General features: G+C 57.9%; 11 protein-coding genes and 2 tRNA genes. 6 read left to right on the plus strand and 7 right to left on the minus strand.

Features of this window, described 5'->3' with window-relative positions; translation table 11 throughout:
• Window positions 1-23: 23 nt before the first annotated feature.
• The 3 genes from MKK75_RS10540 (at window position 24) to MKK75_RS10550 (ending at window position 4,508) form a co-directional block, all read left to right on the plus strand.
• On the plus strand, window positions 24-269 hold the full coding sequence (locus MKK75_RS10540) for a hypothetical protein (protein WP_244042537.1): 246 nt from the start codon (window positions 24-26) through the stop codon (window positions 267-269).
• Between the two features lie 1,389 nt (window positions 270-1,658).
• The gene (locus tag MKK75_RS10545; RefSeq protein WP_244042538.1) at window positions 1,659-3,020 is read left to right on the plus strand and encodes an SAM-dependent methyltransferase; all 1,362 of its coding nucleotides are present in this window, start codon (window positions 1,659-1,661) and stop codon (window positions 3,018-3,020) included.
• A gap of 888 nt (window positions 3,021-3,908) precedes the next feature.
• Window positions 3,909-4,508 (plus strand): hypothetical protein, encoded by a 600-nt coding sequence (locus MKK75_RS10550; protein WP_244042539.1) that lies wholly within the window; start codon window positions 3,909-3,911, stop codon window positions 4,506-4,508.
• A 16-nt stretch (window positions 4,509-4,524) separates the two neighbouring features.
• Here the strand turns inward: MKK75_RS10550 and MKK75_RS10555 are convergent, their stop codons facing one another.
• Entirely contained in the window at window positions 4,525-5,070 is a 546-nt protein-coding gene (locus MKK75_RS10555; RefSeq protein WP_244042546.1) for a recombinase family protein, read from the minus strand.
• Window positions 5,071-5,349: 279 nt separating this feature from the next.
• Here MKK75_RS10555 and MKK75_RS10560 point away from each other — a divergent pair, with 279 nt between their 5' ends.
• Window positions 5,350-8,001, plus strand: a complete 2,652-nt coding sequence (locus tag MKK75_RS10560; RefSeq protein WP_244042540.1) for a TIR domain-containing protein — start codon at window positions 5,350-5,352, stop codon at window positions 7,999-8,001.
• A gap of 81 nt (window positions 8,002-8,082) precedes the next feature.
• On the opposite strand, the gene MKK75_RS36340 is transcribed toward MKK75_RS10560, so the two are convergent.
• The 5 genes from MKK75_RS36340 to MKK75_RS10580 form a co-directional block, all read right to left on the minus strand.
• A complete protein-coding gene (locus MKK75_RS36340; RefSeq protein ID WP_409567548.1) occupies window positions 8,083-9,402 on the minus strand; it encodes a DUF6538 domain-containing protein in 1,320 nt (439 codons plus the stop codon).
• 80 nt (window positions 9,403-9,482) lie between these two features.
• A tRNA-Thr gene (locus tag MKK75_RS10565) sits at window positions 9,483-9,557 on the minus strand.
• 109 nt (window positions 9,558-9,666) lie between these two features.
• Window positions 9,667-10,032, minus strand: coding sequence for a response regulator (locus tag MKK75_RS10570; protein ID WP_007567202.1), 366 nt, complete (start codon window positions 10,030-10,032; stop codon window positions 9,667-9,669).
• 164 nt (window positions 10,033-10,196) lie between these two features.
• A complete protein-coding gene (gene hpt, locus MKK75_RS10575) occupies window positions 10,197-10,763 on the minus strand; it encodes a hypoxanthine phosphoribosyltransferase (protein ID WP_244042541.1) in 567 nt (188 codons plus the stop codon).
• Between the two features lie 192 nt (window positions 10,764-10,955).
• Window positions 10,956-11,032, minus strand: a tRNA-His gene (locus MKK75_RS10580).
• Window positions 11,033-11,197: 165 nt separating this feature from the next.
• On the opposite strand from MKK75_RS10580, the gene MKK75_RS10585 reads away from it, so the two are divergent.
• Window positions 11,198-13,138 (plus strand): chloride channel protein, encoded by a 1,941-nt coding sequence (locus MKK75_RS10585; protein ID WP_244042542.1) that lies wholly within the window; start codon window positions 11,198-11,200, stop codon window positions 13,136-13,138.
• 87 nt (window positions 13,139-13,225) lie between these two features.
• The gene (locus MKK75_RS10590) at window positions 13,226-14,317 is read left to right on the plus strand and encodes a tartrate dehydrogenase (protein ID WP_244042543.1); all 1,092 of its coding nucleotides are present in this window, start codon (window positions 13,226-13,228) and stop codon (window positions 14,315-14,317) included.
• A 107-nt stretch (window positions 14,318-14,424) separates the two neighbouring features.
• On the opposite strand, the gene MKK75_RS10595 is transcribed toward MKK75_RS10590, so the two are convergent.
• Window positions 14,425-14,896 (minus strand): transketolase C-terminal domain-containing protein (locus MKK75_RS10595; RefSeq protein ID WP_279593776.1); only part of this gene is annotated, 472 nt, incomplete at its 5' end.

The following is a 14,896-nucleotide window of genomic DNA, read 5'->3' on the forward strand; positions in this document are numbered from 1 at the left end:
TATCCTATCAATGCGACGGGAAGATGGGCGAAGCGTTCAGGCACGAAAAGAACTGCCTTGAGGGAATCATCTCTGAGTTGCCTTTTCTGCTAGACAGTGCGGGCAACGTGCTTCGGCGTCATCGTCCCACCGTCCGCATGGCTGTAGGAACTGCACGCTACCTTATTGCCATCGAACGGGAGCAGACCGCTGGTCAGTTGGATATGCTGGATGAACGACTCAGGAATCCTCGACGCGGTCAGGAACGTCCGATATTGAAGGCCGCGTAAGAGGCGATAGGAGGCACCGGAGCCAACCATTCGTCTCCGGTGCCCCCACGGTGCTTGTAGCGACCGCAAACAGTTCCAAGGCCATCAATCGCCATCTGTCCGCCTCAGGTTCATCACCGATCCACGATGCCTTGCGGATTGCTCACGGTCGCCCTTAGAGCCTTCGAACAGATCAGGTGGTCCCGTTCCTCCTGGGTGGTCTGCCGGTTCTGGTGCGTCCAATCTGAGGGTCGTTGCCCGCCTGGGTCCATGACAGTTGTTGTAATAATCGCTGATCCCCTTGCATCACCCTTCACCATCCCTGAGAAGGTTCAGATCGATCCCCAAGGAGCACAGATCGATAGCGTGGGAGTCAGTCGGGTGCAGGCGACGGTTCGGTCTAGGCTGTCCATAGTCGTCGGATTAGCCTTGGTCTCTGGTGTTCTTTCCTTCCTGTGGGTCGGGTATGGGCCCCGGTCTCAAGGCGTTCAGGATCAGCGGACAACGCCAGCCCTACCTCTGTCTCAGCAATCACGATCTGGACTGGACGCTAACGGCCAACCCATTCGCGTCATAGCGCCGGGATTATCGTCCGAGTTGGGCATAGAAGGGAAGGCGCCTAGCAGTCCGTAAGCCCCATCGGATGATCGGTCTATGTTCAGGGCCGGTCCCACTTGCCCATGGAATCGCTCAGGATCGTCTGTAGCGCCCTTGAAGCGGCTGGACGGATCATCGGCCCTATAAATAGCGGGCCGAACCTTGGTGCCCCCGATCCAAGAACGGCCACGGATCAAGGCCCACAACAGTTATTGGCATCGGCTCTCACTGCCCTGCATCGTCCCTGCGCCCCTGAGAAAGCGTAGGTCGGTGCTGTGGGCTCTCTACGGGTCAGCGGTGGGAAACTAGGTGGGCTAAAAAGGAAGGGGCGAGCCACAACGGGGTCCGTATGAGCGGTCCTGGCAGATCGTCTTGGGCGTCCCCAACCCCACCCTTATGATCGTCCGTGGCTCCCTGATGCCTCCGCAAATCCCTCAGGATCGCTGCATCAAGCTTGAGGTCTCCACGCCTGTCGAACGATGTGGCACCCGCGATCCGTGTCTCTCCGCGTAAAGTTGGCGAACGCATCTCAGTGCATTGCTGCTAGGCGTGCCTACTTGCCGAGATGCAGGAGCGCCAACAGGTCACAAAGAGTTGAACAATCTGTCGCATTTTGGCACAAAGTCGACCGGCATATCCCTTGCCTGCCACAACTAACTATCGTCCTAAGTTGCCTGTATTGATGATCGACGCGTTTCCGCCAGTCTTTACTTAAATAGACTAATCTCGACCGCCTGTAGATCTGGGATTGCTAGAGAACATATGATGTCATTGGTTGATGAGAGTGCCCGGACTATAGTTGATAGCGACTGGGTGGCCGATAGATCCAAGCGTGCTGATCCTGTCAAGCTAACAGAAGAGTTCCATAGATCTGTGCCAGTCCTCGCGTTCTTAGACTGGAAGGTATTGGATACACAGAGAGGATATGCAAAGACTGTATTGCCACTAAACGTTAACGGCTCAAATCAGCACATAGCACATCAGGCCGCTGTGATGATGATCGCTGCTGATTATACCGGCGGTATTGCTCTTGGAACTATCTTAAATGGAGTTCCGCTTGTCGGCATCCACGCTCAAGAGACCGATTACGGTGCTTACCTCTGGGGCGCGCGGGCTGATACTAAGTGGATCAAACCAAGTACGGACGATCTTATCTGCACAGCGCGTATATCCTCGGACCGCCACCCACTTATTGCAAAGAGATTCTTCCAAGGGCGGCGCGTCTTAGAGACCGTTCGGATTGAAATGCACAATGGTCAAGACCTAGTTGCGGAGGCAAACTTCACTTATTGGGTGCAGGACACTTATGCTCTCCGACGAAATGCGTTCGATGAAGCTAAGATACATGCTCTGTTTGAGCATCGCACGAAAGCATCTGCACGATTGATCGCTGGACTTCGCGCTTTAGAACAGGATCGTCCTGCGGAAGATCGGTTGTTTGAAGACACCTTGGCTTCTAAGATTGCAGAACGTCATGGTAGGCTGCTAGCAGAACGGTTCTGTCTTATCGCACCACAGCTTCAACCTATGGTCGCTGCAAGAACTAAGCACCTTGATGACACGCTTGAGAACTTCCACAAAGGGTCCAGCTGTCAAGTTATAAACATAGGCTCTGGATTCGACGTTCGGTTCAATCGAGTCGCGCTTCCTGCCGGGTCGAAGATTTTCAATCTAGACCTTCCTCATATGCTGCGGCGCCGATCTGAGTTAATGGTCGCCCTAAGACTAGACCAAAGCAATAGCTTCACCGTTCCTGTCGATCTGAATGAACACGACATCTCTGAAGTCTTATTCGACCACGCTGATTTCGACCCAGATCAAGCTACCCTGGTGATTTGGGAGGGTGGATCGATGTATTTCACGCCAGAGCAGTGCACCATTATTTTGGAGTCCATATCCCGTATCCTGAGAAACACCAGATCGCGGTTTTGGATGGACTATGTGCGTCCTGAGGTCGTCTCAGGGTATAGCGATTTTGAGGCTGTTACCAAGTTTGTAGACGCAATGCGGTCGCTAGGTGAGCCGTTCATTCACGGTATAGATGGGATCGATGAGTTTTTTAACCAAGCCGGCCTCAAACTGATTTCCGATGATCCATCAGGAACGTATCAGACTAATGAGGATCAAGTATATCAGTTATATAGATTTACCACTTCACGTTTGAGTGTCCAATAGGTCGCGTAAATCAAAAGTTCAATGTTGCAGCACTGAACTAGATGCCCGTGCAATGCGGTAGGGAATGGTCAGCTATGTTAAAAGCCATGTCGTCCCCACCGTATGTAATGAGGAGATATGGCGACTGGCGCGTAGTCATCCCCGTAAGGGGGAAACTTTCGCCGTATTTAGCAGGGCCTCACTTCAAAACAGAGTTGCAAGCCGTAGCGTGGCTCAATAGTTCTGAAGGCCAAGCTGTCATCGCGCAATCGGTGAGTCACAAGACAACGGTTGATGTCTAGAGTTTCACACTGATGTCATTCTGTGCTACAATCCTTCATGCGCCATCATACCGTCATAGCCCGCCTTAAGAACGGTAGTGCGGATCTTACGGAGGATCCTACATCGATCCTACCCTCCGCTATCTTCCAGTGCGAACAGCTATGGCAAGAACGGGGTAGGCGCCGCTTTTGGAGCAAGGAGCAGTGGCCGCTTGTTCGAAGATCCGTCGAACCGTTGCTATACGCGCGGATCGAACCTGAGCCTGAGCATCGCGAGAATGGCCTGTTGCATCCTGAGAGGGCTATCCAGGCGCGATCCGTACAACTGTTATCGTGCAGCTTCGAAAACGGTCCGCTCCCTATCATATCGGCCTATGCGGAGTTCCAGCTAGCGTTCGACCGGTCATTCAGGGACACGGGCGAACTATACGATTGGATGGAACAGACCGATTGGTTAGATTGGACCCTGTGCTTTGGCTTTCGGCTACAGGACGGGGGTGAATGGGACGCCACATGGGAACATGGAGGCATAGATTTTGAAGTTGTAGTCCCCTGACGCGCAGACCAAAATCCTGTTTTTTAACTTTTTAAGTCTGATTATCTAGTATCAATGTAGTAATCGACTTTGATGGCCAAAAAACATAGTTGTCAGCTTCTCGGTGACATCGCATTCCAAGCCATTCGGTACTATTCACAGATGGCCGGACAGCTAACGGCTATTGAAGGGTTCATTAGGGATTTTAGTGCACAGTCGTATCACCGCGCAACTTCGGATCGAGTATCGGTTGAGCTTCCAATAAGGACTTTTCTCTATCAATGGCACGTTGATCGAAATGCATTGGCCGGCTTGGGAAACTTCCGTATCGACATGGCGGCCTTCACTGATGCGCTTCGTGAGACAACGATTGATCTGGACTTACTGGTGGAATACAAGCTCTGGACGGATAGGTTCAAAGTCGCGTCGGATGTAAGCCGCATAAAACAAATCATCGGCGCTGTTAAATCACTGGCCGGTCACCAAGATCTTGATATTGGGGGATATGTAGTCGTATGTCCGCAGTACTACCAAGGATTGAGCGCTGTTGACGGTGCGATGTCTGACTTTTCAAATAGATTTCCCCTATGCTATCAGCGAACTGAGTCTTTACTCGCGCGGAATGGCGTCACATATGGGGTTGGAGTAGCCGTTATTGACGTTCATCAATGCCAGCCCGGCAACTTCGGTTAGTTCCAAGGTGCTGATTTCAAGCCCGGTTCATCAGACGATAAACGGACGCCCGCGCAACATTCAGTTCCTTGGCTATCGCGGTTGCTCCCATGCCCTGTGACGCAAGCGCCTTGATCCGTTCGGCGTCGATGGTTGGTTTCCTGCCCTTGTAGATGCCTTCCGCCTTTGCCTTCGCGACACCTTCAAGCTGTCGCTCACGTCGGATGGCCGTTTCAAACTCCGCAAACACGCCTAGCATCTGTAAAAAGCACCGCCCTGCCGCACTGGACGTATCCACAGGTTGCTCAAGGACCCTCAGGGATACGCCCTTCGCTTCCAGGCGCTGCACGATGCCCGCAAGGTCCCCCACCGATCTGGCAAGCCTGTCGATCCGTGTAACAGTTATCGAGTCACCGGGCCGTGCGAACTGGATGAGGGTTTCAAGTTCGGTCCGCCCATCCAGCTTCGTGCCAGTCGCCTTCTCGGATCGGATCACATCACAACCGGAAGTTTCCAAAGCCTCTTGCTGTATCGCTAGGCTCTGTGATGAACTGCTGACCCGGGCGTAACCGTAGATAGCCATCAGCGAGGCATCCATCTCTTATGGTTCTAGACCCTCCCACCATACTGTCTCGCAATGGCGTAGGCAACCCAAATGAGACGCCGTTTGGGTGGGGGAACTGTCTCGCGCCACTGTGCTGCTAGGGTTTACCTCCAAAAGACGTAATGAAACTCAACGAGGCGGCGCTGCCTCAGAAAAAGCGACATAGGTTCGGGTTAGCTGTCAATCCGTTTGAACATTATAAGCTCTATAAGTATCTATCTCTCAAAGTAAGCTAACATCTTTGAAGTAAGGTCAAGCATGAAGACCGATGCGCTGCGTGTATTTATATCCTACTCCCACGCGGATGAATGGCTCAAAAATGAACTTATCAAGCATTTTTCTGCCTTGAAAAGGGGTGGATTTATAGACGTTTGGCACGACCGAATGATTCCTCCGGGAGGGCTGCTCGAAAATGAAATAGACTCGCGTCTTCATGAAAGCCAAATATTTTTGTTTCTGATAAGTAATGATTTCATAACTTCTGATTACTGTTTCGAGAAGGAATATTTGGAGGCGGTGAAAATCCGTGATGCTGGAGAGGCAGAAATCATCCCGATTATCGTGCGGGATTGCGATTGGGACGTTGGAAATCTTAGAAAGTACAATGCGCTGCCGCCGGACGGCACGCCGGTAACTCGCGGCGCAAGCTCACGTACGGATGCTCAACAACGTGATGCGGCTTGGCTTGAGGTTATTAAAGGGATCAAAGTCGTTGTATCCGCCCTAAAAAAAAAGCTTCAACCGCCTGAGTTGAGTGTGGAATACCTTTCCAGGTTGTATCATATAGATTTCATTCGGCATGTAAACCTACAGGTGTTCGATGAAAAACTAGTCGCGATTGGCCCAAACGTCTACGCCGAAAGTAATAAGGAACAAATCACAACCTTTGAGCGTCTTGTGGAAGTTTGTGAGGCGGAGCAGGCTGTTCTTGTTACCGGAACGGATAGATCCGGTAAAACGTTAGCTGCAAAAGTTATGCAGGAAAAACTCACAGAGACAGGCAGTCCATGCATTCTGATTAGTGGTAAGCAAATCAAGAACAGGTCTATTGAGAAAATCATTGATACAGCAAAGGTTAAGCAATATGGTCTGACCGATTTCCCAAACGGTAAGTTCAAAATAATCATCGACGACTTTGATGAGTGCACATTAAGTGACCGTATAAAAGAGATAATCGTAAAGACGATACATGAGGTATATGCCGGATCAATAATAACTTCGTACTCTAGTGCGCCTTCGGTGCTGTTTGCCTCTAATGACCTTCCAACGCCATTTACTGCCCAAATAACCCCACTGAATGATGCAAAACTGTTCGAACTTGTTAGAAAATGGCTAAATGTTGGATACTCTGAGGAAGAGTCTGCTAGCGATTTGGCAGTTCTTACAACATATGAAAAGCTTCAACTTGTTTTTGGTCAAACTGAACTGGAAAAGTTTGCATATACAGCGATTACTTTCCTTGAGCTGATCGATACTGCAACCGGATCCGATATTGCCTTCTCTTCGTTTGCGGCTTGTTATGATACGCTCATAACGAGCCGACTACAAAAGGCCAGTATTAACTGGCGATCTTTTGATGAGGCTAAAAACTTTTTAGCTCTTGTTGCGTATCGCGCATATAACGAAAATGCGGCTGGTTGTATTTCAAGAGATAGTTTCGATGAATGTCTAGATATTTTTGAGGATCAGTACCTTTCATCCAAACAATCTCTTAAAGCGATGGCCATTGGCTTGTTCATTAGAGAAGATGAGGATGGCTACAGTTTTTATGAAGAATATTTGTGGTATTTCCTTTGCGCTAGATTTGTCGTAAAGACTTTGCAAGTTAATGATCACGCCAAGTATGTCGAGTTTGTGAGTTCATGCGCAGAGAACATATTCCAAAAGAAGTTTGCTAATATAGTAATATATATTGCATATTTCTCAAATGACAACTTTGTCCTGACATCATTACTAACGACACTTGATCAGTTATTTTCAAAAGCGGACGATTGGGTCCTATCTGACGATACTCGCGAAATAACACTTGGGCTGGCGACAAAAGAAAACCTGCTGATCGATGCAAAATCCGATGTTAACGAAAACAGGGTCGCCCTTTTGCAGGAGAAAGTGGCTGATATTATCGAGGACGCCGAACGCGTGGTTGCAAGATACACGCTACCATTCTTAAACTCAAGTATTGGTGACGGAAAGTTTAACACTAACATCGAAGATGGAGCGACCGACGCGGACTCATATATGAAAAGTGTGAATGCCCTGCTGCGTATACATTCGATAATCGGGCAGATATTAAACTCACGAACGGGCACTTACGATGCTCGGTTGATCCTAGACTGCATTACAAGGATGGTGCAGGCCAGCGGTAGATATGCGTCGCTTAATCATGCAATAGCGACGGTCTTATTGCATGACAAAGAGAATCAGAAAGATGTTATTAGCAAAATCTATCACAAATCAAAACTCACAGATGAAGAGAAATACGAAAAAGTAACCAGAATATTTGCCTTTTGGTCGATATATTTGTCCCATGCAGGCTTAGCTCGGTATCTTGGCCAAGAACATTCAATACGTGCATTAGCAAAACTGTCTAGTAAGTACGAAAATGGGGATGCTCTGACACTGAAAGGCAATATCCCGTACAACTTTTCGTTTGTGTTGTTAGTTGCTCGGTTGTATCATACGGGTAAGATTGACAAAGACTATGTTGAGGACTGTTTGAGGCGATACGGTGATGAGAGTTCTATCATGGCTCTACTTCGTGTTGTGATGCATATATACGCTTATTATTTTCCGTTAGAGATAGAAGACAAGCAATGGATAGCAGGGAAGTTAAAAATGTCGCTTAAAAAGATAGAGGTTCAGAAAATGAAAAGTAGCGGTCTAGCCAGAGTAAGGCATGTAGTGCGATGACGATAAACTGACAGGATGATAATAGTTCATGTAATGTTGTCATCCTACGTGTTGATGCTTTTCTGTTACTGTTGCGACAAGTTAGTTTTGTTGTGTTTTAACGATTGGCATCATGTAGCGGGGGAAACGCCTCATAGCGTCCGCGAGCATCCTTAAAGTCGGCGTTTCGTATCGCCGACCTACTGACGCAACACGATGACCGGTGATTGCGTCGCGTAGGCGTTCTTCGATACCAACTGCAAGCGCGTGCGTCTTCCAAGTGTGTCGCCAGCCGTGGTTCGGATCGACGCCTTGATCCAGCTTGACGGTCTCGCGCACCCACTTACCAACCTTGTGTCCCTGTAGCTCTGCCGGTGAGGTCGATGATCGTTCACCGTGGCGCTTCGGATCATAGAACAGCGGTCCAGGCCCACACACTTCCACGAACGCTAGGAAGCCCTGTTCAATCAGGTGGGCATGGATGGGGACGGTTCGGGCTTCGCCTGTCTTCGTCACCCTGAGATGCATGAATGCGACTCCACCTTCGCTCCGTATGTCCTCACGGCGAAGGTTCGTCAGTTCGGCTATCCGGGCCCCGCTATAGGCCGCAAGCCAAGGACACCATCGACGGGCCGCGCTACGGGTCGGGTTCCGGGGATCTGGCGTGACCTGTAGGGCCGCCAAGAGGATGGCCGCTATCTCACAGTCTCGAAACGTCCGCTCCCGCTGTAGGACGATTCTAGGCTCATCTAGGGATATGCCAGTGGCCGGGTTGGTCGACAGGATCTGACCCGAAGCCCGGCCGGCACCCCATCGAAACACCGAACTCACGGCTACCAGATCGTTCTTGTTGATCGCGCGTGGGCTGATGCCTTCCCTGTCTCGTCTATGCACGGCCCACGCAAACACATCGTCACCGGTCAGGGTTCGAATGTCCCGCCCCTTAGTGAAGGCATCAAACGACCGGATGCTCCCACGGTAACGCTTGATCGTGTTGGGGGCCCGCTTGTCCGCACGATCCGTTGCCCATCGTTCGAATAGGTCGCCCACGGTGGAGAGAGGTCCAACGGTTGCGGTAGGGGAGGGGACCACAGGAAGGGTGGTAAGGCGTGTAGGAGAGGAAGCTTCGACCGCCTGTGCGACAATCTGCGCTTCTGATGGGCTTCCACACCTTTGAGCCTGCCAGAACCCTTTGAGGGCACCATCAGCTATCGAGTGCCGAACCCGTGCTTCCCGTGGCTCTTTGGTCCTGAGCGAGGCCTGTACGATGGCGCCTACGCTGACTGCGACCCAAGCCTCGCCGATTGGAAGCCGGACGGTCCCGCCTTTCAGCCGTGCGACAAGATCGGCGGGGGTTCGTTGGCGGAGATGGTAGACCCCTGTCTTAGGGTCCCTCCACGGTCGGGCGATTCGGAGGGACAATGTGTGATGCCGCTGTGTGAGAGTGCGGTCATCGTTCCCTTGGGACTGGCCTAACCTACTGCAATCGTTGAACGAAATGCTGGTGCCGGTGGAGAGGATCGAACTCCCGACCTTCGGTTTACAAAACCGCTGCACTACCGCTGTGCTACACCGGCTCCGGATGCGTTTGCTACCAGCCGCCGCGCCGCCGCTCAACCCGGCGGACGCGACGATCGCCCAAGCCTAACCGCAATCTCCACGACCGCGTGCCGGATGCCTGCGGTGTCAGGCCGCGAGCGCGCGCCGCACCGTGGCTCGCAGATCCGCCAGCGAGAAGGGCTTCGTCAGCACGTCGGTGACGATCGCGTCGAGCCCGCGTGCCCGCTCGCGCTGGTCCGCGAAGCCGGTCATCAGCAGGATGGTCAGATCCGGGAAGTCGCGCTTGGCCGCCAGCGCCAGGGCGATGCCGTCCATCAGCGGCATGCGGATGTCGGTGAGCATCAGATCGAAGCCGCCATCCGCCTCGTTCAGGCGGTCGAGCCCGTCGCTTCCATCGTTGGCGGTGACGACCGCGTGCCCGTCGATCTCGAGCCCCCGCTTGAGGAAGCCCCGGACAGTCTCTTCGTCATCCACCAGGAGGATGCGCGCCATGTGGTCCCGTGAACGTCCTCGATCCCCAGGCCCCGTCGCGACGACGTCGAGCCCTCGACAGACGACAGACGCAGACCGATCCGCTGCCTGTCAAGACGGCATGCGCCGAAAACAGGCGTGGCGGCCGGGCCTGCGGCAAAAATGCCGCGGCGCCCTGCGGTCCGTCAGGGATCGAACAGGTCGGGATCGCCGCTGCCGTAATCGACCACCCCCACGAAGGGCAATTGCCGGAAGGCGTGGGCGGCATCCATCCCGTAGCCGACCACGAACACATCGGGGCAGGTGAAGCCGACGAAATCCGCGTCGATGGTCACGGCGCGCTTGCCGGGCTTCTCCAGCAGCACCGCGGTGAGCACCCGGCGGGCGCCGCGGGCCATCAGCAGGTCCTTGGCGAACACCACGGTCCGGCCGGATTCGAGGATGTCGTCGACGAGCAGCACGTCGCGCCCGCGCACCTCGCTCTGCACGTCTTTCAGGATCGCGACCTGCCCGCTGGAGACCGTTCCGGTGCGGTAGCTCGACAGGTGCACGAACTCGACCTGCGGCGCGAGCCCGACCCGGTGCAGCGCCCGCAGCAGGTCGGCGGCGAACATGAAGCTGCCCTTGAGCACGGCCACGACCAGGAGGTTCTCCGGCCGCGTCGCTAGGATCTCGCGGGCGAGTTCGTCGTTGCGCTTGGCGATGGCCGCCTCGTCGAAGAGGGTTCGCACGCGCCGTTCAGGGATGCTCATCTCACATGTCCCGGCAAGCCCGGTCGCGGGGCGGGATCCGCCGCCGCGTTCAGGAGCGGTCTTAGCGTCCCCGGGGGGCGGGGGGAACTGCGGATGCGCGAGCGCGGCACCACAGCGTCATCGAGCGGACGAACCCCGGACGCAAAAGGGGCCGGCGATCCGCCAACCCCTTGCGCTGCCCGGCTGAATGGATGGTACCACCGCCCCGGCTCGAACGGGGGACCCCCAGATCCACAATCTGGTGCTCTAACCAACTGAGCTACGGCGGCACTGGCGGGGGGTGTATCGTGGGCCGCGGCAGTTTTCAAGCGAGGCGCGCGGCCTTTGCAGCGTCGAGGTCGACGCGGCCGAACCGGCGTCCACTTCGGCACGCAGCGCTCTATAGTGGGACCATCGGACCGGGGTGAACGGACGGCGGGGTGAACGGACAAGCCGTGAGCGCACGACAGCCAGCGACGGCCCAGGGTGGCAACACGGGCAGGGACCGCACCACAGCCGACCGGCCGATCGACCCACCGGCACGGGGGGCCGGGCCACAGGCGCATGCCCGGCGCCGCTGGTCCGGCGCCGGGATCGTCCAGGCGCCGGGGCGGCTGCGCAGCCTCGTCCGCCGCAGCGAAGGCGGCCTCGTCGCGCTCGCCACCCTGGTGGGCTGCGTCGCCGGGGTCGCGGTCTCCGCCATGAACTGGGCCACGCAGAGCCTGCGCGAGCTGCTCTTCCTCCTGCCCTCGGGGATGCGGCTCAGCGCGGCCGAGACCGTGTCGCCGGTGCTCCTGCTCGTCGGGCCGTGCCTCGGCGGCGCGCTGCTCGGGCTGGTGATCGTCGCGGCAGGCTTCATCCGCGGCCCGCGCAAGCGCCCCGCCATCGATCCGATCGAGGCCAACGCCCTGCACGGCGGCCGGATGTCCCTGCGCGACAGCCTCTACCTCGCCCTCCAGAACGTCGTCTCGAACGGGAGCGGTGCCTCGGTGGGGTTGGAAGCCGGCTACACGCAGCTCGCCTCCGGCCTCGCCTCCCGACTCGGCATCGCCTTCGAGGTCCGCCGGGGCGACCTGCGGACCCTGGTCGGCTGCGGCGCCGCCGGGGCCATCGCGGCCGGGTTCGGCGCGCCGCTGGCCGGCGCCTTCTACGCCTTCGAGCTGATCATCGGCACCTACTCCATCGCCACGCTGACCCCGGTGGTGGTCGCCGCCCTCTGCGGCAACCTGATCGCGCAGTCGCTGATCGCGACGCAGCCGCTGGTCGATTTCGGCGACGTGCAGGCGATCACCACCTCGCACGTCACCAGCATGGAGATCCTGCCGAGCCTCGCCCTGGGCCTCGTCTGCGCCGGGCTGGGGATCCTGATCATGCGCGGGGTTACCCTGGTGGAGCGGCTGGTCCAGGCGTCGCGGATCCCGCGGGTGGCCGCGCCGGCCTTCGGGGGGCTCTGCGTCGGGGCGCTGGCGCTCGTCGCGACGCCGCAGGTGCTCTCGGGCGGCCACGGCGCCCTGCACATGCACTTCGCCGCCGAGGCGCAGGGCCACGGGATCGCGGCGCTCGCCGGGCTGTTCGCCGCCAAGGCGGTGGCCTCGGCGATCTCGATCGGCTCCGGCTTCCGGGGCGGCCTGTTCTTCGCCTCGCTGTTCCTCGGGGCGATTGCCGGCAAGCTGTTCGCCGCCGCCGCGCCCCTGCTGGTGCCGGCGCTCGCGGGCTTCGGCCTCACGCCGCTCGCCTACGCGGTGATCGGCATGAGCGCGCTCGCGGTGGCGGTGATCGGCGGGCCGCTGACCATGACGTTCCTGACGCTCGAGATCACCGGCAGCCTGCCGATCACCGGGCTGGTGCTCGCCGCGGTGATCGCGTCCTCGCTCACCGTGCGCAAGACCTTCGGCTACTCCTTCGCGACCTGGCGCTTCCACCTGCGCGGCGAGAGCATCCGCAGCCCGCACGACATCGGCTGGATCCGCTCGCTCACCGTGGGGCGGCTGATGCGCCGGGATACGAGCACCGCGGCTGTCGATAGCCCGCTGCCCACCTTCCTGCGGGCGCATCCCCTCGGCTCGCCCTCCCGGGTGATCGCCGTGGATGGGCGCGGGCGTTATGCGGGCATCGTGAACGTGCCCGAGGCGCACGCCGCCGCGCGGGATGCCGACGCCGCGGCGCAGCCCGCCCTCGCCGACCTGCTGCTGCACGCCGACGATTTCCTCACCCCGGGCATGAACGCCAAGGACGCCGCCGCCGCCTTCGACCGCACCGAGAGCGAAGCGCTCGCGGTGGTCGACGGGCCCGAGACCCGGAAGGTGCTGGGCCTGCTCACGGAGAGCCACACGCTCAAGCGCTACAGCGAGGAACTCGACCGCCAGCGCCGGGCCATGGCGGGCGAAATCGACTGATTGTCAGGCCGGCCTGTTGACCCGATACCGGCGCGGACCAATCACCTGACGCCGAGAACCCGCTCTTTCGAAACGCGTGGAGGATTCATGCCCGGCCCAGAGACCAGCCAGAAGCGCCGCTACCGCATCGCGGTGATCCCGGGCGACGGCATCGGCAAGGAGGTGGTGCCCGAGGGCGTGCGCGTGCTGGAGCAGGCGGCCAAGCGCCACGGCTTCAGCCTCCAGCTCGACTGGTTCGATTTCGCGAGCTGCGACTACTACGAGCAGCACGGCCGGATGATGCCGGAGGACTGGAAGGCGCAGATCGAGACGCACGACGCGATCTATTTCGGCGCCGTCGGCATGCCGGAGCGGGTGCCCGACCACATCTCCCTGTGGGGCTCGCTGATCCTGTTCCGGCGCGAGTTCGACCAGTACGCAAACCTCCGCCCGGTGCGGCTGATGCCGGGGGTGAAGTGCCCGCTCGCCGACCGCAAGCCCGGCGACATCGACTTCTGGGTGGTCCGGGAGAACACCGAGGGCGAGTACTCGAACGCGGGCGGCCGGATGTTCGCCGGCACGGACCGCGAATTCGCCATGCAGGAGACGATCATGACCCGCCACGGGACCGATCGAATCCTGAAATTCGCCTTCGATCTGGCTCAGAAGCGCCCGAAGAAGCACCTGACCTCGGCGACGAAGTCGAACGGCATCTCGATCACCATGCCGTACTGGGACGAGCGGGTGAAGGCGATGGCCGAGTCCTATCCGGACGTGCGGTGGGACCAGTACCACATCGACATCCTGACCGCGCATTTCGTGCTGAACCCGGACCGGTTCGACGTGGTGGTGGCCTCCAACCTGTTCGGCGACATCCTGTCGGATCTCGGGCCCGCCTGTACGGGCACGATCGGCATCGCGCCGTCCGGCAACATCAACCCGGAGCGGGTGCACCCTTCGGTGTTCGAGCCGGTCCACGGCTCGGCGCCCGACATTGCCGGGCAGGGGATCGCCAACCCGATCGGCCAGATCTGGTCGGGGGCGATGATGCTGGAGCATCTCGGGGAGCACACGGCCGCCGCCGAGATCGTCGGCGGGATCGAACGGGTCCTGTCGGAGCGGACGCTGCGCACCCGCGACCTCGGCGGCAACGCCGACACGCAGGCCTGCGGCAAGGCGGTGGAGCAGGCGCTGGGGTAAGGCAATCACCCCGCGCCTCCCGTCCACGCCCTCATCCTGAGGTGCCCGCTGCGCTCCGCCGCCTCAGGATGAGGTGTGTGGTGGGAGAACCGTTGCGGACGGTGACGTCAGCGCGGGCGGCGGCGCACGTTCACCACGTTGCTGGCCGGCTCGGCCTTGCCGGCCGCTGCCGGCAGGGTATCGATCGCCATCCTGACGATGGCCTGCGCGTCGAGCCCGGCCTCGGCGTACATCTTCTCCGGGCTGTCGTGGTCCTGGTAGGCGTCCGGAAGCGTCAGCGTCCGGACCCGCACCCGGCCCGCATCCAGCGCCCCCTTCTCGGACAGGAGGTGCAGAACCATCGCCCCGAACCCGCCCCGGGACCCCTCCTCGATCGTGATCAGCACCTCGTGATCCCGCGCCAGATCCAGGATCAGCGCCTCGTCCAGCGGCTTGGCGAACCGCGCATCCGCAACCGTCACCGCGATGCCCTGATCCGCCAGCGTATCGGCCGCCTTCAGCCCCTCCGCCAGACGCGTGCCGAGCGACAGGATCGCCACCCGCGCCTCCGCGTCCGCCCGCACCACCCGGCCCTTGCCC

Source organism: Methylobacterium sp. J-030 (assembly GCF_022829545.1).
Taxonomy (GTDB): Bacteria; Pseudomonadota; Alphaproteobacteria; order Rhizobiales; family Beijerinckiaceae; genus Methylobacterium.